Source organism: Methylopila turkensis (assembly GCF_027922325.1).
Lineage (GTDB): Bacteria > Pseudomonadota > Alphaproteobacteria > Rhizobiales > Methylopilaceae > Methylopila > Methylopila turkensis.
Map to the genome: position 1 here is coordinate 600932 of NZ_BSFL01000003.1, position 22906 is coordinate 623837.

The following is a 22906-nucleotide window of genomic DNA, read 5'->3' on the forward strand; positions in this document are numbered from 1 at the left end:
ACTTTCGCGGAAGCGCGTCAGAACGCCTGTCCGACGCTCACGTAGAACGCCACGGTGGGGTCGTTCTTGTCCTTGCCGACGACGGGAGTCGCCACGTCGAAGCGAATCGGGCCGATCGCCGTGTAGTAGCGCAGGCCGATGCCGGCGCCGACGCGGATCGCCTCGCCGAAGTCCGGATAGGCCTTGTCGAACGCCGCGCCCGCGTCGACGAACGGCACCACGCCGATCGTGTCGGTGATCTTGATGCGCATCTCGGCGGAGGCCTCCAGCAGGCTGCGGCCGCCGATCGGCTGATCGTCGTCGCAGTCGAGCGCCTTGCTCGGGGTCGGCCGGCGGGAGTCGCATTTTGGGCTGGCGTTCTGATAGGCGAAGCCGCGGATCGATCCGCCGCCGCCGGCGAAGAACCGTCGGTTCGCGGGCACGTCCTCGGTCGCGCTGGGACCGACGATCGCGCCGGCGCCGAGCCGCCCGGCCAGCACGTAGCGGCCGTCGTCGTCGAACTTCCAGTAGGTCGAGACCTGCCCCTTGAAGATGTTGAGAGACGACGAACCGCCCCCCGAGTTGAAGTAAGGCGCGGCCGTCAGCGTGGCGCGGACGCCCTCGGTCGGGTCGAGCTTGCTGTTGGTGTTGTCGAAGGTCACGCCGATCGGGGCGCCGACCAGCAGGAAATCGTTCTCGCCGAACGTGTCGCGGATCGTGGACGCCTCGACCTCGAGGCCGCCCTGGATCGACAGCGAACTGGACAGCCTGCGGCGGATCGCAACCGCGGCGCGCACGCCGTCGCGCCAATAGGCGTCGGGACGCTCGCGCATCGCCTCGACCTCGGCGAGCAGATCGTCGAAGCCGGTCCAGATCCCCGGTTTCTCGAACGACGTGCGGACATGGTACTCGTAGTCCTTAGGATCGTTGGTGATGAGCCGCGACGACCCGGCCTCGATCCTGAACTTCTCCGCGCCGCCGAACAGGTTGCGATGGCCCCAATAGGCGTTGAGGCTGACGCCCTCGGTGGTGCCGTACTTCGCGGACGCGCCGACGTAGCGGAACTTCTTCTCCTCGACGTCGATCACGACCGGCACGCGGCCCTGCGCATCGGGCGCTTCGGCCTCCTTGACGCGGATCGACGAGAACACGTCGAGTTTGGCGAGTTCGTCGCGGAGCTCGATCATCTTCTTCGGATCGTAGCGGTCGCCTGGCTCGAACGGGACCCGGCCGCGCACCACCTCCGGATCGACCTCGCGCGTGCCGTTGACGGTCACCTCGCCGAACGGCGAGCGCGGGCCGGACGCGACATTGATGGTGACGTCGAGCTGCTTGCGCGCGTGGTCCGCGACGGCCTCGCGGTTCACGACCCTGGCGAAGGGGAAGCCTTCGTTGCGCAGCCGGTCGACGATCTTGGCCTCGGCCGCGAACACGACGCCCGACGGCGCCGGCTGTCCGGTGACGAGGCCGACCTCGCGCGGCTCGATCCGGGTCGGACGCTCGTGTCCGCGCTCGGCGGCGAGAATGGCGACCCGCCCGATCGTGAAGACCGGCCCCGGATCGACCCTGACCACGACCGGCACCGGCCGCCGCGACCGTTGCGCGACGTCCGGCGCCGAGGTCGAGGCCACCGACACGCCGGCGATCGAGACGTCCACGGTCGCGCCGTAGCGGCCCGTCGCCATCAGCGCCGCGGAAATGCGTTCGATGTCGAGCTTGGCCCGGCCGACCAGTCCCGGCGGGCCTGGCGGCGGATCCTTCTCGAGCGTCTTGAGCGAAGAGGTTTCGGAAGCGATCTTCTCGATCGCGGCGTCGCCGCCCGCGATGGAGAACGTCGTCACGTAGGGGATGCCCGGGACGACCGCGGCCGCAGCCGCCTTGGCGGGCGAATCCGGAGCTGGGCCCTGCGCGCTGGCCTCATCTCGGGAGGACAACCACGTCAGAGCCATGCACGCCAGAAGCGCAACACCCGCGCCGGCATGCTTCCGGTTACGCAACGCCCGCACACGCCCCATGCAGCTTATCTCCCCTCGGATACCCTCTTATCCGGTTAACGGGTCTACGCGCCACCCTTGGGGAACAGATTGAATTTGCTCAAAGCCTCGCCTCAAGCAGGCGCCGGCAGGCGTCGAGTTCGCCCAAGGCGTCTCGCAACCGCCGGATCTGGTCGGGCCTCAGCGCGGGCGCCGCTTCGGGCGCGACGGCGGCCGGCGCCTGCGGCGGATCGTCGTCCTCGGGCTCGGGCGGCGGGACGGCAGCCCGGGGCGTGGCCGCCATCGGCGGTGGAGCCAACCGGCGCTGCGGCGCCCACATCTCGGGCCCGGACCGCACGCCGACGAGATTGACGGACGCAGGAGCGGACGCGACCGCGGGCGACAGCTCATAGGGCTCGTCGTCGCTCGGGTCCGGGGCGGGCGCGCCGCCGTCGGCGTAGCCCGCGACGCGGCGCTGGCCCTGTTCGCGCAGGATGCGCTGCACCCCGCGGATGGTGTAGCCCTCGCCGTAGAGCAGGTGCTTGATGCCGCGCAGCAGATCGACGTCGTTGGGACGGTAGTAGCGCCGGCCGCCGCCGCGCTTGATCGGCTTGATCTGGGGAAAGCGCGTCTCCCAGAAACGCAGGACATGCTGCGGCAGACCGAGGTCGTCGGCGACCTCGCTGATGGTGCGAAACGCGTCCGGGCCTTTCTCCATGCTCGGCCGCCCTTCCCCGCTCACGCCGCGCCGTTCTTCCGCGCGGGCTTGACCTCGGGCTCGTCCTCAGGTTCGCCGCCGTTGATGCGGCTTTTCAGGATGTTGGACGGCTTGAACACCATCACGCGGCGCGGCGGGATCGGAACCTCCTGCCCGCTCTTCGGATTGCGCCCGACCCGCTGCCCTTTTTCACGGACGACGAAAGAGCCGAACGACGACAGCTTGACCGTCTCGCCGCGCTCCAGGCAGTCGCCGATCTCGCCCAGGACCATTTCGACGAGAGCAGCGGACTCCGTGCGCGACAGGCCGACCTTCTGGTAGACCGCCTCACACAGGTCCGCGCGCGTCACCGTGCGCCCCGCCATGTTCGTATTCCCCCTGAATCTTGTGGCTCCGGCCGTCGCACACAACTTCGACGGAAAGAGCCGCCGAAGGCTAAGTGCGCTCCGCCTCGGGGTCAACGTGGCGGACGACACTGCGATCGCAAATTTAGCGATCGCTCACCAACGCACGAGCGCGGAGGCCCAGGTGAAGCCTCCGCCCATGGCTTCCAGCAGCACGAGATCGCCGTCCTTGATGCGTCCGTCGGCGCGCGCCTCGGCGAGCGCGAGCGGGATCGACGCGGCCGAGGTGTTGCCGTGATGGTCGACCGTCACCACCACCTTGGCGGCGGCGATGCCGAGCTTCTGGGCGCTGGCGTCGATGATGCGGCGGTTGGCCTGATGCGGCACGAACCAGTCGATCGTCTCCGCCGATTCGCCGGTCGCCGCGAACGCCGCCTCGATCACGTCGGTGATCATGCCGACCGCGTGCCGGAACACCTCGCGGCCCTCCATGCGCACATGGCCGACGGCCCCGGTCGACGACGGACCGCCGTCGACGAACAGCTTGCCGCGGTGCCGTCCGTCCGAGCGCAGGTGGGTCGTGATGACGCCCCGGTCGCTGGTCGCGCCCGGCTGCTCCTGCGCCTCCAGCACGACGGCTCCCGCGCCGTCGCCGAACAGCACGCAGGTGGTGCGGTCCGACCAGTCGAGAATGCGCGAGAACGTCTCGGCGCCGATCACCAGCGCCCGCTTGTGCTGCCCGGAGACGAGGAACTTGTCGGCGATCGAGAGCGCGTAGACGAAGCCCGAGCACACCGCCTGCACGTCGAAGGCGAAGCCGTGGGTGATGCCGAGCGCCGCCTGCACCGTCGTCGCGGTCGCGGGGAAGGTGTAGTCGGGCGTTGCGGTGGCGAGCACGATCAGGTCGAGTTCGCCCGCCTCCATGCCGGCGTCGGCGAGCGCGGCGCGGGCCGCCCCGATTGCGAGATCGGAGGTCAGCTCGCCCGGCGCCGCGATGTGACGCGAACGGATCCCGGTGCGCTGGACGATCCAGTCGTCGCTCGTGTCGACGGTCTTCGACAGATCCGCGTTGGTGAGAACGTCCGCCGGCAGGTACGAGCCGCAGCCGCGCACCACGGAACGCAAGCGGCTCACGGCGTCGCTCCGGCGAGACGGGCCATCTCCTCGGGCGTCGCCACGGCGGCCGCGACGCCCGGCCGCTCATGCGCCATGCCCTGCCGGATTTTCTCGACGAGATCGTAGCGGGCCATCTCGTAGGCGACCTCCACCGCCGAGGCGAAGCCTTCGGCGTCGGCGCCGCCATGGCTCTTGATGACGACGCCGTCCAGACCGAGGAACACGCCGCCGTTGACCTTCCGTGGGTCCATCTTCTCCCTTAGGGTGTCGAACGCGCCGCGCGCGAACACATATCCGAGCTTTGACATCCAGGTCCGGCTCATGGCCGCGCGGAGATACTCCGCAAGCTGCCGCGCCGTGCCCTCAGCGGTCTTGAGCGCGATGTTGCCGGCGAAGCCTTCGGTGACGACCACGTCCACCGTGCCCTTTCCGAGGTCGTCGCCCTCCACGAAACCGCGGAAGTCGAGCGCCGGGAACGCCTCCTCGCGCAGGATGCGGGCGGCCTCCTTGACCTGCTCGACGCCCTTGATCTCCTCGACGCCCACGTTGAGCAGGCCGACGGTCGGACGGTCGATGTCGAACAGGATGCGCGCCATCGCCGAACCCATGACGGCGAAGTCGACCAGCTGGCGGGCGTCGGCGCCGATCGTCGCGCCGACGTCGAGAACGATGCTCTCGCCGCGCAGCGTCGGCCACATCGCCGCGATCGCGGGGCGCTGAACGTCGGCCATCATGCGCAGGCAGAAGCGCGACATCGCCATCAGCGCGCCGGTGTTGCCCGCGGAGACGGCGGCGTGGGCGCGCTCGGTCTTCACCGCGTCGAGCGCCAGCCACATCGACGACTTCCAGCGGCCCTTCCGCAGCGCGACGCTCGGCTTGTCGTCCATGCGGACGGCGATGTCGGTGTGCAGGATCTCGGAGACGGCCTTCAGCTTCGGATCGGCGTCCAGGAACGGCGCGATCTTCGCCTCGTCGCCGACGAACAGGAAGCTCGTGTCGGGCTTTCGCGACAGCGCGATGGCCGCGCCCGGAACGACCACGCTCGGTCCGTGGTCGCCCCCCATGGCGTCGAGTGCGATGCGGACGTGTTCTGTCATAGAGCGTGCGACCGGCCGTTCTTTAGATCACGCAGGGCGCTTGGGAGCCCCGGCGGTTCAGGCGGGGGCGGACCATAGCCGTTCGCGGCGCCGTGGCAACCCTCGGCGTCCGCGACCCCGCGCCTCCGCCTTGGCCCGTCGCCGCAACCGGACGTCAGTCGCCCTTGTCGGCCGGCTTCAGCCGGGACAGCGCCGCGAACGGCGAGGCGGCGTCGCCCGCGCCGGCGTCGAGCGCGAACGTCGCGCCGGGTTTGCGGGGATGGGGATCGAGCCCAAGCACGAAGAATTCGGCCACGACGGCGCCGAGGTCGATCTCGCCGTTGACGTAAGGGTCCGGCGGATCGTTCGCGCCGATCTCGACCTCCTCGCCGGGATGCGGCTGCGGCAGATGGGATTCCGGCGCGAAGCGCAGGTCGATGGGCTCGTCCACCGTGGTTTCGAACGGCTCGAGCGTGACGACGCAGATGCGGGTGAGCGCCGCCGTGAGGCGGCCGCCGACCGCGACGCCGTCGGCCGCCACGGGCCGCAGCCGGAGATGCGCGACGAGGCGCTCGATCGACGGGATGTCGTTCTCGGCCGCGAGCGCCGCGCGCTCCTCCTCGGTCGCCACCACCTCGATCTCGAGGCCTTCGGGCGGAAGCGTCTCGACCCGGATCGGGCGGGACAAGGGATTCGCGCTCATGCGGTCTCCTCCACCTCGGGGAAAGCAGGACCGGCGCTTACCACCTCCGCAAGCGGCTGGGCCGAAAGCGCGGCGTCCGCGCGTCGGACATAGGCCGCGAACCGTTCCGCCTCCGCCCGATCCGCCGCGTCGGGCTCGCCATAGACATAGCGGGCAAGCGCGGCGCCAAGGGCGGCGTCGTCGCGGTCGAGCGCCGCCTCATAGGCCTCGATGCGGGCGTAGAACGCGCCGACCATCGTCTTCATGCGCTTCGGAACCGTGACGTCGCCGACGCCGATCTCGCGGAGCGAGGCGTCCAGGTCGCGAACCATGGCGTCGAACACGAGCTGGGCGCGACCCGCGGCGTCCGGCGACGCCTTCACGCGACGGAAGAACAACACGGCGTGAACGAGGATGACTTCGAATCGCCCGACGACGGTGTCCGGCGCGCCCAGGTCGCGATAGAGCGCGGGACGGCGCGCCTGCGCCACGATTCCCGCGTAGATCGCGTCCGCCGCCGCGGCGTCCGGCCGCGCGCGCCGCCCGAACAGACCGAAAGCCATCGTGGTCCCGACCGTCGCGGCCATGCTGACCGCTCGTACATGTTGAACTGAACTCTCCCGCGAGGTACGCCAAGCACGGCGCAGGCGCAACCCTCGGCGAAGGGCCGCCCGCCGCGGGGGCCCGCGCCCTCTGTCGTGTTGCGTTCCGGGGAGGGTTTCTCAATGACCACGCCGCATCGGGTTCGCGGACCGATCCGCAGCGCAGCCGTCGCGCTCGCCGTCGCAGGCGCGGGGCTCGCGGTCGCCTCCTGCGCGGAGACGCAGCAGAAGGGCTACGTGCTCTCGGAGAGCTCGCTGCAGCAGGTGCCGGTCGGCTCGAGCCAGGAGCAGGTGCTCGTCGTGCTCGGCACGCCCTCGACGACCGCGACGCTGAGGGGCGAGGTCTATTATTACATCTCGCAGACCACGAAGCGTCCCGTGGCCTTCATGAACCCGACCGTCACCGACCAGCGCGTGCTCGCGGTCTATTTCGACCAAAACCGCCGCGTCGAGCGAATCGCCAATTACGGGCTCAAGGACGGTCGCGCGTTCGACTTCATCGGCGAGGTCACGCCGACCGCCGGCCAGGAGACGACCTTCATCGAGCAGGCGCTCAAGGGCATCCTGTCCACCGAGTGAAGACGCCTTCGTTTTCGCACAGCGCCACGCTTTTCGGGAGCCGCCGCATGCGCCTGCGGGCCGCCGTCCTCGCCAGCCTCGCCATCGCCGGCCTTTGGTCGCCCGGAGCCAACGCCGCCCCAGGCGACAAGCAGTTCGTCGGCATCGAGAACCACGATCCGCGCTCGTTCCAGCGCGCCCTGCGCGCGGGCGCCGATTTCGTCCGCGGCGGCCGAGGCCGGCAGTTCCAGATCATCCTGTCCGGTCGCGGCGCGATCCTGGTCATTCCCGGCACCTCGACGGTGCAGCGCGACATGCAGACCCTGCGCGCCCCCGGCCTCAAGGTCGTCGCGTGCCGCGAGACCATGGACGCGCTGTCGCGCGCGAACCGGCGCCGGGTTCCGGTGATCCCGGGGGCGACGGTCGAGAAGTGCGAAGGTCTGCGCAACCGGCTCACCGTCGGCGGCTGGCAGTACGCGCCAGGCCTCTGAGCGCCAGGCCTCTCAAAGCCAACCCTCTCAGCGCCAAACCTCTGAGGGCTGTGGACGCCGAGCGCCCGCCCCTGCCCGCGGGCAGCTCCCGGCCCTATGATCGCGCTCCGGGCGCGACGCCCGACGGTCAGGCTCCCTCATGACGCTTCATCTGCAAAAGCTCTGCGTCGGCTGCGACTCGGTCGAGGACCTCGCGTCGTGGATCGACGAGCGCATGGCGGAGAAGCGCCGGCGCGGCCTGCCGGAGGAGCACGTTCACACGACGCGGATGTCGCCGAAGCGCGTCGAGGAGTTGCTCGACGGCGGCTCGCTCTACTGGATCATCAAGGGCGCGATCCTGGCGCGGCAGCCGCTGCTCGACCTGCGCGCGGTCAAGGGCGCGGACGGCGTCACGCGTTGCGAGCTGGTGCTGGCTCACGAGCTGGTTCCGGTGCGGCCCGCGCCGCGGCGCCCGTTCCAGGGCTGGCGCTATCTTGCGGCCGCCGACGCGCCGCGCGACCTCGAGGACGCCGCAGCCGCCGCGCCGGGCCTTCCGGCGGCGCTTGCGCAGGAACTCAGGAGCCTGGGTCTGCTATAAGCGGGAACACGGCGCGACCGGGACCGGCTCCATGACCTCGCTCTACGACCTCTCGAACCTGATCGCGATCGCCTACTTCCTGCTGGTCTGGTTCGGCCATTTCGCATGGTCGGAGCATTCGCCCGCGAGCCTCAATTCGGTCATGGAGGCGCGCCGGCGCGACTGGATGCGGCGCATGGCGGCGCGCGAGAACCGGATGCCCGACGCCATCGCGATGCAGGGCCTCCAGAACGGCTCCGCCTTCTTCGCCTCCACCACCCTTCTCGCCGTCGGCGGCTGCTTCGCGGCGCTCGGCGCCAGCGGCGAAGCGATCGAGGTGTTCTCCTATCTGCCGCTCGGCATCGCCATGACCCGCGAGGTCTACGACGTGAAGGTTCTGGGGATGGCGGCCATCCTCGTCTACGCCTTCTTCAAGTTCGTCTGGTCGTACCGGCTGTTCAACTACTGCTCGATCCTTGTCGTCTGCACGCCGCCCCGGGAAGAACTCGGCATGGCGGAGACGGCGGTCGCGATCGAGCGCGCCGCCCGGATGAACATCGAGGCCGGCCGCCACTTCAACCGCGGCCTGCGCGGCGTGTTCTTCTCGCTCGCCTATCTCGGATGGTTCGCGAGCCCGTGGGCGCTGATGGCGACGACGACCGTCGTCACCATCATCCTGCACCGCCGCCAGTTCGACTCGAAGCCGCTCGAGGCTGCGAGCTACGACGGCTGACCTTCCGCCGGCGCGCCGGCCTTCAGCAGCTTGTAGGTCACGCTGTCCACGAGCGCCTGGAACGAGGCGTCGATGATGTTCGGCGACACGCCGACCGTGGTCCAGACCTCGCCGTCGCCGTCGGTCGATTCGACCAGAACCCGCGTCACGGCCTCGGTGCCGCCGTTCAGGATGCGCACCTTGTAGTCCGTCAGCTTGAGGTCGGCGATGTAGGGCTGGTACCGGCCAAGATCCTTGCGCAGCGCGACGTCGAGCGCGTTGACCGGGCCGATGCCTTCCGCGGCGGTCATCAAGGGCTCGCCGTCGACCATCGCCTTCACCACCGCTTCCGACACCGTCACCCGCTCGCCGAAGGCGTTGTGGCGGCGCTCGACCATCACGCGGAAGCTTTCGACCGAGAAGAAGTCGGGGACACGGCCAAGCGCCCGCTTGGCGAGCAGCGCGAAGGACGCCTCGGCGCCCTCGTAGGAGTAGCCGAGCGCCTCGCGCTCCTTGACCGTCGCGAGCAGAAGGTCGAGCCGCGGGTCGGCCTTGTCGACCTCGACGCCGACGCGCGCGAGCTCCGCCAGCAGGTTGGACTTGCCGCCCTGGTCCGAGACCAGCAGGCGGCGCCGGTTGCCTACGCTTTCGGGCGCCACATGCTCGTAGGTCCGGGGGTCCTTCAGGATCGCGGAGGCGTGGATGCCCGCCTTGGTCGCGAAGGCGTTGGCGCCGACATAGGGCGCGTAGCGGTTCGACGGCCGGTTCACCAGTTCGTCGAAGGCGCGCGAGAGCTGCGACAGCGACGCCAGCCCCTCGTCGGACACGCCGATCTCGAACCGCTCGGCGAAATCGGGCTTCAGCTTCAGCGTCGGGATCAGCGTGACGAGATTGGCGTTGCCGCAGCGCTCGCCGAGCCCGTTCAGCGTCCCCTGGATCTGGCGCACGCCGGCGCCGACCGCGGCCAGCGAGTTGGCGACCGCGAGCCCCATGTCGTCATGGGCGTGGATGCCGAGATGGTCGCCCGGCGCCGCATGGATCGCCTCCCGCACGATCGCCGCGACTTCGTCCGGGAGGGTCCCGCCGTTGGTGTCGCACAGCACCACCCAGCGCGCCCCCGCCTCCCTTGCGGTGTGGACGCAGGCGAGCGCGTAGGCCGGGTTCGCCTTGAACCCGTCGAAGAAGTGCTCGCAGTCGATCATCGCTTCCTTGCCGGCGGCGACGGCGGCGCGGACGGTGTCCCGGATCTGCTCGAGATTCTGGTCGAGCGTGACGCCGAGCGCGTGGACGACATGAAAGTCCGAGGTCTTGGCGACGAAGCAGCAGGCCGCGGCCTTGGCCTGCAGCACGCCCTGAAGACCGGGATCGTTCTCCGCCGAACGGCCGGTCCGCTTCGTCATGCCGAAGGCGGTGAACACCGCGCGCTCGGTGCGGGGCGCCGAGAAGAACTCGGTGTCCGTTGGATTCGCGCCGGGAAAGCCGCCCTCCACGTAGTCCACGCCCAGACGGTCGAGCAGGCGCGCGACCATGATCTTGTCCTGCAGCGTGAAATCGACGCCCGCCGTCTGCGCCCCGTCGCGCAGGGTGGTGTCGAACAGGTAGAGCCGTTCGCGCGCGTTCACCGCGCCACCTCCCAGGTGGTGCCTCCGGCGCCGTCCCTGAGGGTGACGCCGGCGGCGAGCAGTTCGTCGCGGATCCGGTCGGCCTCGGCGAAATCCTTCTCGCGGCGCGCGGCGAGGCGCGCGTCGATCAGGCGCTCGATCTCCTCGACCGGCAGCCCGGCCTGCGGCGCGCGCTCGGTTTTCCAGTCCTCGTAAACGTCCGGCCGGAAGCCGAGGAACGCCAACGTGCCGGCGAGCGCCTTGCGCCCGCCTTCCGTGCGGAGGCGGTGGATCTCGGCGATCATCCGCGGCGTGTTGAGGTCGTCGGCCAAGGCCTCCACTACGCCAGGCGCCGGGCGCGCTTCGGCGTCGCTCGCCGCGGCGTCGAACCAGACGCCGAGCGTCTTCTCCGCCTCCTGGAGCCCCTTCAGCGTCCAGTTGATCGGCTGCCGGTAGTGCGCCGACAGCATGGCGAGACGAGCGACGTCGCCCGGCCAGTCCGCCAGCACCTCGCGGATGGTGACGAAGTTGCCGAGCGACTTCGACATCTTCTCGCCCTCTACCTGCAGGAAGCCGTTGTGCATCCACACATTGGCCATCCGCTCCTGCCCGAAGCAGCAGGTCGACTGCGCGATCTCGTTCTCGTGGTGCGGGAAGATCAGGTCGATGCCGCCGCCGTGGATGTCGAACACCTCGCCGAGCAGCGCGGCCGACATCGCCGAGCACTCGAGATGCCATCCCGGCCGCCCCTGCCCCCACGGGCTGTCCCATGCCGGTTCGCCCTGCTTCGAGGGCTTCCACAGCACGAAATCCATCGGGCCCTTCTTGTAGGACGCGACTTCGACGCGGGCGCCGGCCTCCATCTCGTCAAGGGAGCGGCGCGCCAGCTTCCCGTAGGCCGGCATGGAAGCGACGTCGAACAGGACATGCCCGTCCGCCTCGTAGGCGTGGCCGCGCGCGATCAGCCGCTCGACCAGCTTGACCATGTCGAGATCGTCGCCGCCGCGGCAGATAAACTCCGTCGCGCGCGGCTCGACGCTCGGCCTGAGCGCGCCAAGCTCCGCCACGTCCCGATGGAACCCGTTCGCGGTCTCTTCGGTGAGCTGGCGAATGGTGATCCCGCGTTCGGCCGCCCGCGCGTTGATCTTGTCATCCACGTCCGTGATATTGCGGACGTATGTCACGTGCTCCGCGCCGTAGACGTGGCGCAGCAGCCGGAACAGCAGATCGAAGACGATGACGGGGCGCGCGTTGCCGATGTGCGCGCGGTCATAGACCGTCGGGCCGCAGACATACATGCGGACCGACCGCGGATCGATCGGCGTGAAGACGTCTTTCGACCGGGTGAGCGAATTGTACAGCTTGAGCGCAGTCACGCCCCATCCTCCTCGTCGGCCGGAGGCGCCGCTGTTCTCTTGACGACAAAGAAAAACCGCCGCGCTCAGCCTGTCGCTTAAGCGCAGATAATGACGATCCGGTTGATGCGGGACGTCGCGATCTTCATGGCGCGGGACAATGGTTGAGCGAATGTTCTGCGTCAAGCGATCGCGGCGGGGGACGCCCGGCCGCGGCCCTTACGCCGGCAGCTGCGGATCGCGCGCCTCGGCCGTGACGGCGCGCAGCGCGTCCTCCGCGGCGAGGAACGCCTCAACCTCCGGCGCGGGCGGCGGGCTTTCCGCCACGACCCCGACCTCGGCCATCAGCTCCCGGATCGGCACGAAGCGGCGGGCGGCGCGGTCGTAGAGCGCGGCCCGCACCAGCGCGATCGCCGCCACGGCGTCGCCCTCGTCCAGGAAGCGGTGCTCGATCACGAGATGCGTCTCGGTCCAGGACGCGATCGCGGTGCGGAGCCGGAAGCGCGCGAACGGCCGCAGCTCGCGGCGGAACCGGATCTCTCCCGCGCTCACGACCGGCGTCCAGCGATGCGCGAGCACCGCGCGCCAGAGCCCCGACCGCAGGATCATGTCCGTGCGCCCGAGGTCCATCAGGGTCCAATACCGCCCGTTGTTCATGTGCGCGGACAGATCGAGGTCGTGCGGCCAGACCCGGAAGGTGAGATTCGAGACGTCGAAGGGCGGCGTCAGCTTTGGCCGGAACCGGAACGTCACGATCAGCCACAGCAGGCGCAACCAGAGATTCATGAGCGGATAGAACTTTCGGCGATGCGGTGGTCGAGGCGGAGCCTGGGGACGAACAAGCGGCGCCCTTGGTAACACAGGCGACGGCCTGCCGCGCGCATGCGCCTGCCGCAGCGCGGCATAAGAGTTTCTTGAGATTGAAGCGGTTTCATTACGAAGATTTAAGCCGCCGATCGCTGGCGCAATCAGGTCGCCAAAGCTACCTTCCAACGTGCGCAAAGCAACGTGCGAACGTTGCTCCGAGCGTGAAAGTCTTAGGAAACCCTTAGGAGGCTACAATGGCCATCTGGACCGCCCCGATCGTCGAAGAGACCCCCGTCGGCCTCGAAGTGACGTCGTACTCCCCGGCTGAGCTCTGAGCTCAGTCGAATGGTTTTCGAGATCGACGAACGTCTCGTAGGCTGACGCCATGACGTTGCGGATCGTCGTTCTCGGCTCCGCCGCCGGCGGCGGCTTTCCCCAGTGGAATTGCCGCTGTCCGGTGTGCGCGCTGGCGTGGGACCGGGACCCCCGGGTCAAGCCCCGCACCCAGTCCTCGATCGCGATCGAGACCGGCGACGACCGTTGGACGCTGTTCAACGCCTCGCCCGATCTTCGCTCGCAGATTCTCGCGACGCCGCAGATTCAGCCGCGCGGCCTGCGCGACAGCCCGATCCGGTCGGTCGTGCTGACCAATGGCGACGTCGACCATGTGGACGGCCTAATCACGCTGCGCGAGCGTTCGCCGCTCACGATCTACGCCACCTCCGAAATTTCCGCGATCATCGACGCCAATCCGGTCTACGGCGTGCTCGCCAAGGACGTGGTCGCGCGCCGCACGGTCGATCTCGGCGCGACGTTCCAGATCGACGACACGACGATCGAGTTCTTCGGCGTTCCCGGCAAGGTGCCGCTCTACATGGAGACGGAGAGCCTGAAGATCGGCGACGTCGGCGGCGACACGGTCGGCGTGGACGTGCGCAAGGGTGGGTCGCGGCTCGTCTACATTCCCGGCTGCGCGGTGGTGAACGACGACGTTCGCGCCCGTGTCGAGGGCGCCGACGCTTTGCTGTTCGACGGCACGGTGTTCGAGGACGACGAGATGCAGCGCGCCGGGGTCGGCGTGAAGACGGGCCGGCGCATGGGCCATGTCCCGCTTTCCGGCGCAGGCGGGTCTCTGGAAGAATTCAAGGGTGTGAATGTCGGCCGGAAGATCTACATTCACATCAACAACACCAACCCCATCCTGATCGAGGGCTCGCCCCAGCGGCAGGCCGTCGAGGCCGCCGGATGGGAGGTTTCGGAAGACGGGCTGGAGGTCGCGCTGAGCGACGCCGCCGGGACGCGTCACGCCCATGGCGACCGCGGGTCAACCGCGGCGTAACGATCTGCGGAGGACTTTCGGAATGCCCGAGCTGCTTTCGCCCGCCGACCTTGAGGCGCGTCTCCGCGACGTCGGCGCCCGGCGGTACCACAGCCTTCATCCGTTCCAGATCCGCCTGCAGTCCGGCCAGTGTTCGCGCACCCAAGTCGAGGCCTGGGCGCTGAACCGCTATCTCTACCAGGCCTGCATCCCGCAGAAGGACGCCCACATCCTCGCCCGGATGGAAAGCGCCGCCGACCGCCGCGAATGGCGCCAGCGCATCATCGACCATGACGGCGAACACGAGGGCGAAGGCGGCATCGCCAAGTGGCTGAAGCTGACCGACGACCTCGGCCTCGATCGCGAGACGGTGGTGTCCGGACGGCTCGCCCTGCCCGCCACCAAGTTCGCGGTGACATCGTACATCTCGTTCTGCCGCGACCGTCCGCTGCTGGAGGCGATCGCCTCGTCGCTCACCGAGCTGTTCTCGCCGTCGGTGATCAAGGTCCGCGCCGAGGGCATGCTCGCCCATTACGACTACGTCACGCCGGAGACGCTGGCCTATTTCAACAAGCGCCCGGTGCAGGCCAAGCGCGACAGCGACTTCGCGCTCGCCTACGTCATCGAGCACGCCAAGACGCGGGAAGCCCAGGACGCGGCGATCGCGGCGCTCGAGTTCAAGTGCTCGATGCTGTGGACGATGCTCGACGCGCTCGAGCACGGTTACATCTACGCGAAGCCCTGGCCGGACGCGTTCCAGGCCGAGGCCGGCGCGGCGCGACAGGCCGCCGAATGACCGAGGTCGCTTCGGAGGCGGTGCCGAAACTGCCGCGCGGCGTGCGTCTTCGCCGCGATGAGGTGCGGAACGAATGGCTCCTGCTCGCGCCGGAGCGCGTCCTCAAGCCGGACGCGATCGCGGTCGCGGTGCTGGAGCGATGCGACGGCGTGCGGACGGTGGCCGCGATCGTCGACGATCTCGCCGCCGCCTACGCGGCGCCGCGCGAGACGATCGAGACCGACGTCAAGGCGATGCTCGCGGATCTCGCGAACAAGCGCGTGCTTGATCTGGGCTGAGGCGGCGTCCGTCTATCAGCCGAACGGCGGGCGGGCTTTCAGGCCCGCGCGCGGGAGAAGCGTCCATGAACGACATGACCGTTCCGAACCCGGCTTCGGCGACCCGCGTGGCGCCGCCGGCGCCGCTTGGCATGCTGGCCGAGCTGACGCACCGCTGCCCGCTCTCCTGCCCCTACTGCTCGAACCCGGTGGATCTGGAGAAGCGGTCGGTCGAACTCGACACCGAGACCTGGAAGCGGGTGTTCTCGGAGGCCGCCGCCATGGGCGTGCTGCACCTCCACCTGTCCGGCGGCGAGCCGACGGCGCGCAAGGACATCGTCGAGCTCACCGCCCATGCGGTGAAGGTCGGGCTCTACACCAACCTCATCACCTCCGGCATCGGCGTCACCCGCGAGAAGCTGCAGGAGCTGGCGGACGCAGGGCTGGATCACGTCCAGCTCTCGATCCAGGACGCTCTGCCGGACAACGCCGACCGCATCGCGGGGCTGAAGGGCGCGCATGAGAAGAAGCGCGTTCTCGCCGGCCACGTGCTGGAGCTCGGCCTTCCGCTCACGATCAACGCCGTGATCCACCGCGCCAACATCGAGAACATCGAGGCGCTGGTGCACATGGCGCTGGAGTTCGGCGCCCGCCGCGTCGAGATCGCGCATTCGCAATATTACGGCTGGGCGCTCGAGAACCGGAACATGCTCATGCCGACGCGCGAGCAGGTGATGAAGGCGGCCGACACCGTGGAGCGGCTGCGCGAGGAGCTTGAGGGCAAGCTCGTCATCGACGCCGTGGTGCCGGACTATTACGCCCGCCGTCCGAAGCCCTGCGTCGGCGGCTGGGGCAGGCAGTCGCTGAACGTCACGCCGCAGGGCAAGGTGCTGCCCTGCCACGCGGCCGAGACCATCCCCCATCTCGTGTTCGACTACGTCACCGAGAAAAGCCTGTCGGAGATCTGGGAGCATGGCTCCGCCTTCGAGGCCTATCGCGGAACGAGCTGGATGAAGGAGCCCTGCACCTCCTGCCCGCGCAAGGAGATCGACTTCGGCGGCTGCCGCTGCCAGGCGCTCGCGATCACCGGCGACCCCGCCAACGCCGACCCGGCCTGCTCGCTGTCGCCCTATCACGCCAAGATCACATCGCTGGCGCTGAAGGCGGCGGACTCCGGCAAGTCCGACTACATCTACCGCAGCTTCGGCGGCGCGAAGGGCGGGCCGCGCGTGGAGATCACGCGCTCGAACTCGTCCGGAGCCGACCTCCCGCCGAACTGATCGGCCTGCGCGGCGCCTGCGGGGCCGCATCCTCACTTCCGTCTCAATCCGGCGGCCCTGTGCGCAGCGGCCTCGAAAAGGTATGTACGGGTCGGGGCCGGCGCCGCAGACGGCGTCGAATCGCCTGAAAGGATGCGGATGAGGTCGAGGATCGTCGCAATCGCAGCCGTCGCGCTCGCGCTGACGGCGGCGACCGGGGACGCGCTGGCGCAGCAGGGCTCCGATCAGTGCCTGCGGCTCGAGGCGCAGCTCGCGGCGCTCGAACGGGGCGGCGCGCGCCGCGCGGACCCCCGCCAGATCGAGCGCGACGCCAACCGGCAGCAATACGAGCTCGACCGCACCAAGGCCTACGCCCGCGGTCTGGGCTGCGGCCGCGGCTTCCTGTTCTCGTCGCCGCCGCCGGAATGCGCGGACGTCCAGCGTCGCATCAAGCAGATGGAGGTCAACCTCGACCGCCTGATGTCGCAGTCCCAGCAGGCGTCGCAGAGCGGCGGCGATCCGCGCCGGCGCGAGCTGCTGTTCGCGCTCGCCCGCAACCAGTGCGGCCCGCAATACCGCCTGGTCGAACGCCGGGTCGAGCGCCCGCAGGAGCGCAAGGGCTTCTTCGAGATGCTGTTCGGCGGCGGCGGGAACGCCCCGGCCCAGGAGGAGACCATCGTCGAGCCGGAGATGGACCCGCAGTCGACGCCGCGGGTGTCGACCTTCCGCACGGTCTGCGTCCGCACCTGCGACGGCTTCTTCTTCCCGATCTCGTTCCAGACCACCCGCAACGCCTTCGAGCGCGACGAGGGCATCTGCGAGGCGACCTGCCCCGGCGCCGAGGCGCGGCTCTACGCCTATCCCAATCCCGGCGGGCAGATGGAGCAGGCGACGAGCGTCGACGGCGAACCCTACGCCAAGCTCCAGAACGCGTTCCGCTACCGCAAGGAGTTCGTCGCGGGCTGCTCGTGCAAGCCGGAAGGCATGAGCTGGGCCGAGGCGCTCGCGGGCGTCGAGGACAAGACGGTCAAGAAGGGCGACATCGTCGTCGACGAACAGAAGGCGCTCGAGATGTCGCGGCCGGGCTCCGCGCCGGGGCAATCGCCGCGCCCGAACCCGCAGGCGCGCGCGCAACGTCCGGCGTCGGCCGAGGAGGCTCCGGCCGACGCGCCCTTCGCCACGGGATCGCAGCCGGCGGCGCCCCGCGTCCGCAACCGCAACGACGTCATCATCACCGACGACGCCCCGATCACCCGCGGCGGCGACGTGCAGCGCCGTCCGCTTGACGGTCCGTCCGTCGAGCGGGCGCCGTCCGGTCTGCCGGAGGACTGATCCGCTTGGCGGTTCCGGCGCCGCGGCCCTTGACGCCGCCGCCCTCCCCGCGTTGATTGCGCGCGCCGGAGAAGAGCGATGACCGCCGTCACCCTGATCGACAACTACGACAGCTTCACCTGGAACGTGGTGCATGCGATCGGCGCGCTCGGCGCGACCGTCACCGTGCATCGCAACGACAAGGTGAGCGTCGACGAGGTGCTGGCCGAAGGCCCCGACGCGATCGTGATCTCGCCCGGCCCCTGCACGCCGCGCGAGGCCGGCGTCTCCTGCGAGCTCATCGCCCGCGCCGCCGCGACGACGCCGATCTTCGGCGTCTGCCTCGGCCATCAGGCGATTGGCGAGGTGTTCGGCGGGATCGTCGAGCGCGCGCCGGTCCCGGTCCACGGCAAGGTCGCGCGCATCAACCACGCCGGCCGCGGCGTGTTCCGCGGCGTCAACGGCCCGCTGCGCGCGACGCGCTATCACTCGCTGGTGGTGCGGCGCGACGGCCTGCCGGACGTGCTCGAAGTGACCGCCGAAACCGACGACGGCCTGATCATGGGGCTGTCGCACCGCGATCTGCCGATCCACGGCGTCCAGTTCCACCCCGAGAGCATCGCGTCCGAGCACGGCGCGACCCTGTTCGGCAATTTCCTGGACGCCGCGCGCGCCTGGAACGCCGCCCGCCGCGATCCCGCGCGCCTCGCCGGCTGACGGACGGCGCGCGGTGGAGAACTTCAAGGCGGTCATCGCCCATGTCGCCGAAGGGCGTCCGCTGTCGCGCGGCGAGGCCGAAGCGGCGTTCGACCACATCATGTCCGGCGAGGCGACGCCGGCGCAGATCGGCGCCTTCCTGATGGCGCTCAGGCTGCGCGGCGAAACCGTCGAGGAGATCGCCGGCGCGGTCGCCGTGATGCGCGCGAAGATGACGCCGGTGACGGCGCCCGCAGACGCCGTCGACGTGGTCGGCACCGGCGGCGACGGCGCGGGCTCGGTCAACGTCTCGACCTGCACGGCCTTCGTGGTCGCGGGCTGCGGCGTGGCCGTCGCCAAGCACGGCAACCGCGCGCTGTCCTCGAAGTCCGGATCGGCCGACGTGCTCAGGGCGCTCGGCGTCAACGTCGACGCCTCGCCCGAGGTGATCGGCGCCTGCATCGCGGAGGCCGGCATCGGCTTCATGTTCGCGCCGAACCACCACGCCGCGATGCGCCACGTGGGCCCCGCCCGCGCGGAGCTCGGCGTGCGCACCATCTTCAACCTGCTCGGCCCGCTTTCGAACCCGGCGGGCGTACGGCGCCAGATGGTGGGCGTGTTCGCCGAGAAGTGGGTCGAACCGATCGCCGAGGCCCTCAAGACGCTCGGCGCGGAGAAGGCCTGGGTCGTGCACGGTTCGGACGGGCTCGACGAGATCACAACCGCCAGCGTCACCAAGGTCGCGGCGCTTGAGGACGGCCACGTCACGACGTTCGAGATCACCCCGGAGGACGCCGGACTGCCGCGCCATCCCTCGGACGCGCTGAAGGGCGGCGACGCGGACGCGAACGCCGTCGCGCTGCGCGCCGTGCTCGACGGGGCGAAGAACGCCTATCGCGACGTCGCGGTCCTCAACGCGGCGGCGACCCTGATTGTCGCCGGACGGGCCAAGACGCTGGCGGAAGGCGCGGCGCTCGCCGCCGGCGCGCTCGACAGCGGCGCCGCCTATTCCCGGCTCGACGCGCTGGTGCGGGTGTCGAACGGCGGCTGACGCGTCAGCGCCGGCTTTCGAGAGCGAGCCGCAGCGCGAGCCCGCCCAGCACCAGCCCCATCAGCCAGCGCTGCGTGCGCAGCCACAACGGATGACGCGCGAGAAAGCTCGAGATCGCGCCGGCGCTGACCGCGATCAGCGCGTTCACCCCGACGCTGATGGCGATCTGCGTCGCGCCGAGGGTCAACGTCTGCCCGAGCACGGAGCCGCGCGCCGGGTCGATGAACTGCGGCAGCAGCGCGAGATAGAGCATCGCAATCTTCGGATTGAGCAGATTGGTGAGGAAGCCCATCAGGAAGAGCTTCCGCGGCCCGTCCGGCGGCAGCGGGCGCGGCTGGAACGGCGAGGAGCCGCCGGGCCGCAGCGCCTGCCAGGCGAGCCAGCCGAGATAGGCCGCGCCGGCGATGCGGAGCGCGTCGTAGGCGTAAGGCACGGCCATGACGAGCGCGGTGATGCCGAGGGCGGCGCAGAGCATGTAGAACACGAAGCCGAGCGCGACGCCGCCGAGCGAGATCAGCCCGGCCGCCGGCCCTTGCGTCAGCGAGCGCGAAATCAGGTAGAGCATGTTCGGACCGGGCGTCAGAACCATGCCGAGCGACACGGCGGCGAAGGCGATGAGGGTCGAGACGTCGGGCATGGCTTCCGCTCCCCGACGCGAGGTTGCGGGCGCCGACGGTTTTGGACCATAGATCGTCGGCAGCCTGCGCGCTCACGCAAAGCCTTGACGCGCTCCATCACCGGAAGCGATGGCCGATGACCGACATCCTCGCCCGCATCGAAGCCTATAAGCGCCGCGAGATCGCCGACGCCAAGGCAGCCCGCCCGTTCGAGGCGGTCAGGACGGCGGCCGATCGCGCGTCCGCGCCGCGCGGCTTCGTGCGCGCCATCGAGCAGGCGCACGACGCGGGCCAAACCGCGCTGATCGCGGAGATCAAGAAGGCGAGCCCGTCCAAGGGCCTGATCCGCGCCGATTTCGACCCGCCGGCGCTGGCGCGCGCCTATGCCGACGGCGGAGCGACCTGCCTGTCGGTGCTGACCGACGGCCCCTCCTTCCAGGGCGCGCCGGACTATCTCGTCGCCGCGCGCGAAGCCGTCGCGCTGCCGGTGATCCGCAAGGACTTCCTCTACGAGCCCTACCAGGTGGCGGAGGCGCGCGCGCTCGGCGCGGACTGCATCCTGATCATCATGGCGGCCGTCACCGACGACGAGGCGCGCGATCTCATGACCGCCGCCGCCGACTTCGGAATGGACGCGCTGGTCGAGGTCCACGACGCCGAGGAGCTCGACCGCGCGCTGCCGCTCGGCGGCCGGCTGGTCGGCGTCAACAACCGCAACCTCCGTACGTTCGAGGTGACGCTGGAGACGACCGAACGCCTCGCGGCGGCGACGCCCCCGGACCGCATCCTCGTGGGCGAGAGCGGGATCTTCACGCCCGCCGACGTGGCCCGCCTCGCCGAGGTCGGCTGCCGCACGCTGCTGGTCGGCGAGAGCCTGATGCGCCAGGCGGACGTGGCGGCGGCGACCCGCGCGCTGCTTGCCCCCACCGACGTCGCCGCCTGACCGCGTCTCGCGCCATGACCGAACAGGCGGACCCGGACAAGGCGTCGCCCGACGTGGAGGCGGTGTTCCGCAACGGCACGATCACGGCGTTCGGCATCACGCTGTCGTTCTCGCTGGGCTTCCTCGCACAGTGGGCTTCGAGCCCCGGCGTCTGGCGGTTCTATGACGGGCCTCCCGCCGCCGCGATCATTCTGGGCTCGATCCTTCAGATCTGGGCGCTGGCGCTGCTCCTGCCGGTCGAAGGGCTGGCGCGGCCCGTCTACGATCGCTCCCGCAGGCTCTATCTCGCCGGTCTGATCCTGACCGGCTGCGGCGTGTTCGGGGCCGTCATCGCGGACCTCGTGTCCGCCCTCGCGCGCTGAGAGGCTCTGAAATGACCGACAAGGACGCGCCGCGGCTCACGCATCTCTCGTCGTCGGGCGAGGCGAACATGGTGGACGTCGGCGACAAGAACGCGACCCGGCGGGAGGCGACCGCCGAGGGGCGGGTGATCATGGCGCCCGCGACGCTCGACCTCGTCGTGTCCGGGGAGGCGAAGAAGGGCGACGTGCTCGGAACCGCACGGCTTGCGGGAATCATGGCGGCGAAGCGGACCCACGAGCTGATCCCGCTCTGCCATCAGCTGCTGCTGTCGAAGGTGTCCGTGGAGCTTGCGCCTGACCCTGCGCTGCCCGGCGTCGTCGTGACCGCGACGGCGCGGACCACCGGGCCGACCGGCGTCGAGATGGAGGCGCTGACCGCGGTGACCGTCGCCTGCCTCACGATCTACGACATGGCCAAGGCGGTCGACCGCGGCATGCGCATCGAGGGCGTGCGGCTGAAGGCCAAATCCGGCGGCCGCTCCGGGGATTTCCGCGTCGAGGCGTTTTCGTGAGCGCGCTGCTGCCGGTCGTCGACGCCCGCGCCCGCATCCTCGACGGACTGACCCCGAAGCCGGCGGAGACCGTAGCCCTCGGCGACGCGCTCGGGCGCACGCTCGCCGCGCCGCTCGCGGCCCTGCGCACGCAGCCGCCCTGGGACTGCTCGGCCATGGACGGCTACGCGGTGCGCGCCGCCGACGCCACAGTTGGAGCGCGGCTCAAGGTCGTCGGCGAGTCGGCGGCCGGGCGCAGCTTCGCGGGCGAGATCGGCGCCGGCGACGCGGCGCGCATCTTCACCGGCGCGCCGGTCCCGAAGGGCGCGGACGCCGTCCTGCTGCAGGAGGACGCGGACCGCGACGGCGACGCCGTCACGCCGCGCGAGGCGGCGCTCGCCGGACGCCACATCCGCCGCGCCGGGCTTGACTTCCAGGCCGGCGAAACCCTGCTCGACGCCGGACGCCGGCTCGGCGCGCGCGACCTCGCGCTCGCCGCGGCGCTCGGCCATGGCGCGCTCTCCGTCGCACGCCGGCCGCGCGTCGCCATTCTCGCGACCGGCGACGAACTCGTGGCCCCCGGCGCCGAGGTCGGCCCCGACCAGATCGTGGCCTCGAACGCCTTCGCGATCGCGGGCGTCGTCGCCGGCGAGGGCGGCGAGGCGATCGACCTCGGGATCGCGCCCGACGACCGCGACGCCATCCGGGCCGCGGTCGAGCGCGCGTTCGCGGCCGAGGCCGACATCCTCGTCACGCTCGGCGGCGCCTCGGTCGGCGACCACGATCTCGTCCGTCCCGTGCTGGAGGAGGCGGGCGTAGCGCTCGACTTCTGGAAGATCGCCATGCGGCCGGGCAAGCCGATGATGGCGGGGCGCAGGGACGCCACGCTCGTGCTCGGCCTGCCGGGCAACCCGGTGTCGGCGATCGTCTGCGCGCTGCTGTTCCTCGTCCCCGCGCTGCGCAGGCTGTCGGGGCGCGCCGACGCCACGCCCGGGCTCAGGCCCGCCCGGCTTGGCCGCGACATGCCGGCGAACGACCACCGCGAGGACTATATGCGCGCGGCGCTGAGCTTTGACGACGCGGGGCGTCCCGTCGCCACCGCGTTTCCCCGGCAGGATTCGTCCATGCTGCGGCCGCTCGCCGACGCCGAATGCCTGCTGGTGCGCGCGCCGAACGCTCCGGCGGCGTCGGCCGGCGACCCCTGCCTGATCCTGGAGCTGCCCTACCCGCTCTGA

At 70.2% G+C, this 22906-nt stretch carries 27 protein-coding genes; 16 read left to right on the forward strand and 11 right to left on the reverse strand.

All coding sequences use genetic code 11. The features are described from left to right. Positions 1-17 precede the first annotated feature (17 nt). The 7 genes from PKE78_RS14105 to PKE78_RS14135 all read right to left on the reverse strand — a co-directional run bounded on the left by PKE78_RS14105 (position 18) and on the right by PKE78_RS14135 (position 6475). Positions 18-1820: an autotransporter assembly complex protein TamA gene (locus PKE78_RS14105; protein WP_271201535.1), complete on the reverse strand. Its 1803-nt coding sequence runs from the start codon at positions 1818-1820 to the stop codon at positions 18-20. 253 nt (positions 1821-2073) lie between these two features. Then, the gene (locus PKE78_RS14110) at positions 2074-2670 is read right to left on the reverse strand and encodes a MerR family transcriptional regulator (RefSeq protein ID WP_271201536.1); all 597 of its coding nucleotides are present in this window, start codon (positions 2668-2670) and stop codon (positions 2074-2076) included. 20 nt (positions 2671-2690) lie between these two features. Then, complete coding sequence (locus tag PKE78_RS14115; protein ID WP_271201537.1) at positions 2691-3035, reverse strand: integration host factor subunit alpha; 345 nt, start codon at positions 3033-3035, stop codon at positions 2691-2693. Positions 3036-3170: 135 nt separating this feature from the next. Further along, complete coding sequence (locus tag PKE78_RS14120; RefSeq protein ID WP_271201538.1) at positions 3171-4148, reverse strand: beta-ketoacyl-ACP synthase III; 978 nt, start codon at positions 4146-4148, stop codon at positions 3171-3173. After that, entirely contained in the window at positions 4145-5227 is a 1083-nt protein-coding gene (plsX, locus tag PKE78_RS14125) for a phosphate acyltransferase PlsX (protein WP_271201539.1), read from the reverse strand. The genes PKE78_RS14120 and plsX overlap by 4 nt, the downstream gene beginning before the upstream one ends. Positions 5228-5381: 154 nt before the next feature. Continuing rightward, on the reverse strand, positions 5382-5909 hold the full coding sequence (locus PKE78_RS14130) for a YceD family protein (RefSeq protein ID WP_271201540.1): 528 nt from the start codon (positions 5907-5909) through the stop codon (positions 5382-5384). Beyond that, a complete protein-coding gene (locus tag PKE78_RS14135) occupies positions 5906-6475 on the reverse strand; it encodes a ubiquinol-cytochrome C chaperone family protein (protein WP_271201541.1) in 570 nt (189 codons plus the stop codon). Before PKE78_RS14135 ends, PKE78_RS14130 begins: the two co-directional genes overlap by 4 nt. Before the next feature lie 138 nt (positions 6476-6613). On the opposite strand from PKE78_RS14135, the gene PKE78_RS14140 reads away from it, so the two are divergent. From PKE78_RS14140 to PKE78_RS14155, 4 genes are all read left to right on the forward strand, one after another. Further along, positions 6614-7069, forward strand: coding sequence for an outer membrane protein assembly factor BamE (locus tag PKE78_RS14140; RefSeq protein WP_271201542.1), 456 nt, complete (start codon positions 6614-6616; stop codon positions 7067-7069). A gap of 47 nt (positions 7070-7116) precedes the next feature. Continuing rightward, on the forward strand, positions 7117-7539 hold the full coding sequence (locus tag PKE78_RS14145) for a hypothetical protein (protein WP_271201543.1): 423 nt from the start codon (positions 7117-7119) through the stop codon (positions 7537-7539). Between the two features lie 139 nt (positions 7540-7678). Beyond that, on the forward strand, positions 7679-8116 hold the full coding sequence (locus PKE78_RS14150; protein ID WP_271201544.1) for a DUF1489 family protein: 438 nt from the start codon (positions 7679-7681) through the stop codon (positions 8114-8116). Positions 8117-8147: 31 nt separating this feature from the next. Continuing rightward, positions 8148-8828 carry a DUF599 domain-containing protein gene (locus tag PKE78_RS14155; protein ID WP_271201545.1) on the forward strand — a complete coding sequence of 227 codons (681 nt, stop codon included), beginning with the start codon at positions 8148-8150 and terminating at the stop codon, positions 8826-8828. Here PKE78_RS14155 and cimA read toward each other — a convergent pair. From cimA to PKE78_RS14170, 3 genes are all read right to left on the reverse strand, one after another. Continuing rightward, on the reverse strand, positions 8816-10429 hold the full coding sequence (gene cimA, locus PKE78_RS14160) for a citramalate synthase (protein ID WP_271201546.1): 1614 nt from the start codon (positions 10427-10429) through the stop codon (positions 8816-8818). The two genes, PKE78_RS14155 and cimA, sit on opposite strands and share 13 nt — an antisense overlap. Further along, entirely contained in the window at positions 10426-11784 is a 1359-nt protein-coding gene (gene cysS / locus PKE78_RS14165) for a cysteine--tRNA ligase (protein WP_271201547.1), read from the reverse strand. The genes cimA and cysS overlap by 4 nt, the downstream gene beginning before the upstream one ends. A gap of 198 nt (positions 11785-11982) precedes the next feature. Next, the gene (locus PKE78_RS14170; RefSeq protein WP_271201548.1) at positions 11983-12549 is read right to left on the reverse strand and encodes a thioesterase family protein; all 567 of its coding nucleotides are present in this window, start codon (positions 12547-12549) and stop codon (positions 11983-11985) included. Positions 12550-12824: 275 nt separating this feature from the next. Between PKE78_RS14170 and pqqA the strand changes: the two genes are divergently transcribed. The 8 genes from pqqA (at position 12825) to trpD (ending at position 19258) form a co-directional block, all read left to right on the forward strand. Further along, positions 12825-12905: a pyrroloquinoline quinone precursor peptide PqqA gene (pqqA, locus tag PKE78_RS18555; RefSeq protein WP_128776471.1), complete on the forward strand. Its 81-nt coding sequence runs from the start codon at positions 12825-12827 to the stop codon at positions 12903-12905. Positions 12906-12961: 56 nt separating this feature from the next. Then, complete coding sequence (gene pqqB, locus PKE78_RS14175; RefSeq protein ID WP_271201996.1) at positions 12962-13909, forward strand: pyrroloquinoline quinone biosynthesis protein PqqB; 948 nt, start codon at positions 12962-12964, stop codon at positions 13907-13909. A gap of 22 nt (positions 13910-13931) precedes the next feature. Beyond that, positions 13932-14684, forward strand: coding sequence for a pyrroloquinoline-quinone synthase PqqC (pqqC, locus tag PKE78_RS14180; protein WP_271201549.1), 753 nt, complete (start codon positions 13932-13934; stop codon positions 14682-14684). Next, positions 14681-14962: a pyrroloquinoline quinone biosynthesis peptide chaperone PqqD gene (gene pqqD, locus PKE78_RS14185; RefSeq protein ID WP_271201550.1), complete on the forward strand. Its 282-nt coding sequence runs from the start codon at positions 14681-14683 to the stop codon at positions 14960-14962. Before pqqC ends, pqqD begins: the two co-directional genes overlap by 4 nt. Positions 14963-15036: 74 nt before the next feature. After that, positions 15037-16221: a pyrroloquinoline quinone biosynthesis protein PqqE gene (pqqE, locus tag PKE78_RS14190; RefSeq protein WP_271201997.1), complete on the forward strand. Its 1185-nt coding sequence runs from the start codon at positions 15037-15039 to the stop codon at positions 16219-16221. A 138-nt stretch (positions 16222-16359) separates the two neighbouring features. Next, complete coding sequence (locus tag PKE78_RS14195; protein WP_271201551.1) at positions 16360-17532, forward strand: DUF2865 domain-containing protein; 1173 nt, start codon at positions 16360-16362, stop codon at positions 17530-17532. 78 nt (positions 17533-17610) lie between these two features. After that, the gene (locus tag PKE78_RS14200) at positions 17611-18228 is read left to right on the forward strand and encodes an anthranilate synthase component II (RefSeq protein WP_271201552.1); all 618 of its coding nucleotides are present in this window, start codon (positions 17611-17613) and stop codon (positions 18226-18228) included. Positions 18229-18241: 13 nt separating this feature from the next. After that, positions 18242-19258: an anthranilate phosphoribosyltransferase gene (trpD, locus tag PKE78_RS14205; protein WP_271201553.1), complete on the forward strand. Its 1017-nt coding sequence runs from the start codon at positions 18242-18244 to the stop codon at positions 19256-19258. 4 nt (positions 19259-19262) lie between these two features. On the opposite strand, the gene PKE78_RS14210 is transcribed toward trpD, so the two are convergent. Beyond that, complete coding sequence (locus PKE78_RS14210; protein WP_271201554.1) at positions 19263-19895, reverse strand: LysE family translocator; 633 nt, start codon at positions 19893-19895, stop codon at positions 19263-19265. Positions 19896-20011: 116 nt separating this feature from the next. On the opposite strand from PKE78_RS14210, the gene trpC reads away from it, so the two are divergent. From trpC to PKE78_RS14230, 4 genes are read left to right on the forward strand one after another with little or no spacing between them, the layout of a single operon-like run. After that, on the forward strand, positions 20012-20818 hold the full coding sequence (gene trpC / locus PKE78_RS14215) for an indole-3-glycerol phosphate synthase TrpC (RefSeq protein ID WP_271201555.1): 807 nt from the start codon (positions 20012-20014) through the stop codon (positions 20816-20818). Positions 20819-20832: 14 nt separating this feature from the next. After that, positions 20833-21180: a hypothetical protein gene (locus PKE78_RS14220; protein ID WP_271201556.1), complete on the forward strand. Its 348-nt coding sequence runs from the start codon at positions 20833-20835 to the stop codon at positions 21178-21180. Between the two features lie 11 nt (positions 21181-21191). Then, positions 21192-21692 (forward strand): cyclic pyranopterin monophosphate synthase MoaC, encoded by a 501-nt coding sequence (gene moaC, locus PKE78_RS14225; RefSeq protein WP_271201557.1) that lies wholly within the window; start codon positions 21192-21194, stop codon positions 21690-21692. Then, complete coding sequence (locus PKE78_RS14230; RefSeq protein ID WP_271201558.1) at positions 21689-22906, forward strand: molybdopterin molybdotransferase MoeA; 1218 nt, start codon at positions 21689-21691, stop codon at positions 22904-22906. Before moaC ends, PKE78_RS14230 begins: the two co-directional genes overlap by 4 nt.

Coding starts and splice junctions, on each gene's coding strand:
- PKE78_RS14110 (WP_271201536.1), bottom strand. CDS start 2,670: ATGGAGAAAGGCCCGGACGCGTTTCGCACCATCAGCGAGGTCGCCGAC.
- PKE78_RS14115 (WP_271201537.1), bottom strand. CDS start 3,035: ATGGCGGGGCGCACGGTGACGCGCGCGGACCTGTGTGAGGCGGTCTAC.
- plsX (WP_271201539.1), bottom strand. CDS start 5,227: ATGACAGAACACGTCCGCATCGCACTCGACGCCATGGGGGGCGACCAC.
- PKE78_RS14130 (WP_271201540.1), bottom strand. CDS start 5,909: ATGAGCGCGAATCCCTTGTCCCGCCCGATCCGGGTCGAGACGCTTCCG.
- PKE78_RS14135 (WP_271201541.1), bottom strand. CDS start 6,475: ATGGCCGCGACGGTCGGGACCACGATGGCTTTCGGTCTGTTCGGGCGG.
- PKE78_RS14140 (WP_271201542.1), top strand. CDS start 6,614: ATGACCACGCCGCATCGGGTTCGCGGACCGATCCGCAGCGCAGCCGTC.
- PKE78_RS14145 (WP_271201543.1), top strand. CDS start 7,117: ATGCGCCTGCGGGCCGCCGTCCTCGCCAGCCTCGCCATCGCCGGCCTT.
- PKE78_RS14150 (WP_271201544.1), top strand. CDS start 7,679: ATGACGCTTCATCTGCAAAAGCTCTGCGTCGGCTGCGACTCGGTCGAG.
- PKE78_RS14155 (WP_271201545.1), top strand. CDS start 8,148: ATGACCTCGCTCTACGACCTCTCGAACCTGATCGCGATCGCCTACTTC.
- PKE78_RS14170 (WP_271201548.1), bottom strand. CDS start 12,549: ATGAATCTCTGGTTGCGCCTGCTGTGGCTGATCGTGACGTTCCGGTTC.
- pqqA (WP_128776471.1), top strand. CDS start 12,825: ATGGCCATCTGGACCGCCCCGATCGTCGAAGAGACCCCCGTCGGCCTC.
- pqqC (WP_271201549.1), top strand. CDS start 13,932: ATGCCCGAGCTGCTTTCGCCCGCCGACCTTGAGGCGCGTCTCCGCGAC.
- pqqD (WP_271201550.1), top strand. CDS start 14,681: ATGACCGAGGTCGCTTCGGAGGCGGTGCCGAAACTGCCGCGCGGCGTG.
- pqqE (WP_271201997.1), top strand. CDS start 15,037: ATGACCGTTCCGAACCCGGCTTCGGCGACCCGCGTGGCGCCGCCGGCG.
- PKE78_RS14195 (WP_271201551.1), top strand. CDS start 16,360: ATGAGGTCGAGGATCGTCGCAATCGCAGCCGTCGCGCTCGCGCTGACG.
- PKE78_RS14200 (WP_271201552.1), top strand. CDS start 17,611: ATGACCGCCGTCACCCTGATCGACAACTACGACAGCTTCACCTGGAAC.
- PKE78_RS14210 (WP_271201554.1), bottom strand. CDS start 19,895: ATGCCCGACGTCTCGACCCTCATCGCCTTCGCCGCCGTGTCGCTCGGC.
- trpC (WP_271201555.1), top strand. CDS start 20,012: ATGACCGACATCCTCGCCCGCATCGAAGCCTATAAGCGCCGCGAGATC.
- PKE78_RS14220 (WP_271201556.1), top strand. CDS start 20,833: ATGACCGAACAGGCGGACCCGGACAAGGCGTCGCCCGACGTGGAGGCG.
- moaC (WP_271201557.1), top strand. CDS start 21,192: ATGACCGACAAGGACGCGCCGCGGCTCACGCATCTCTCGTCGTCGGGC.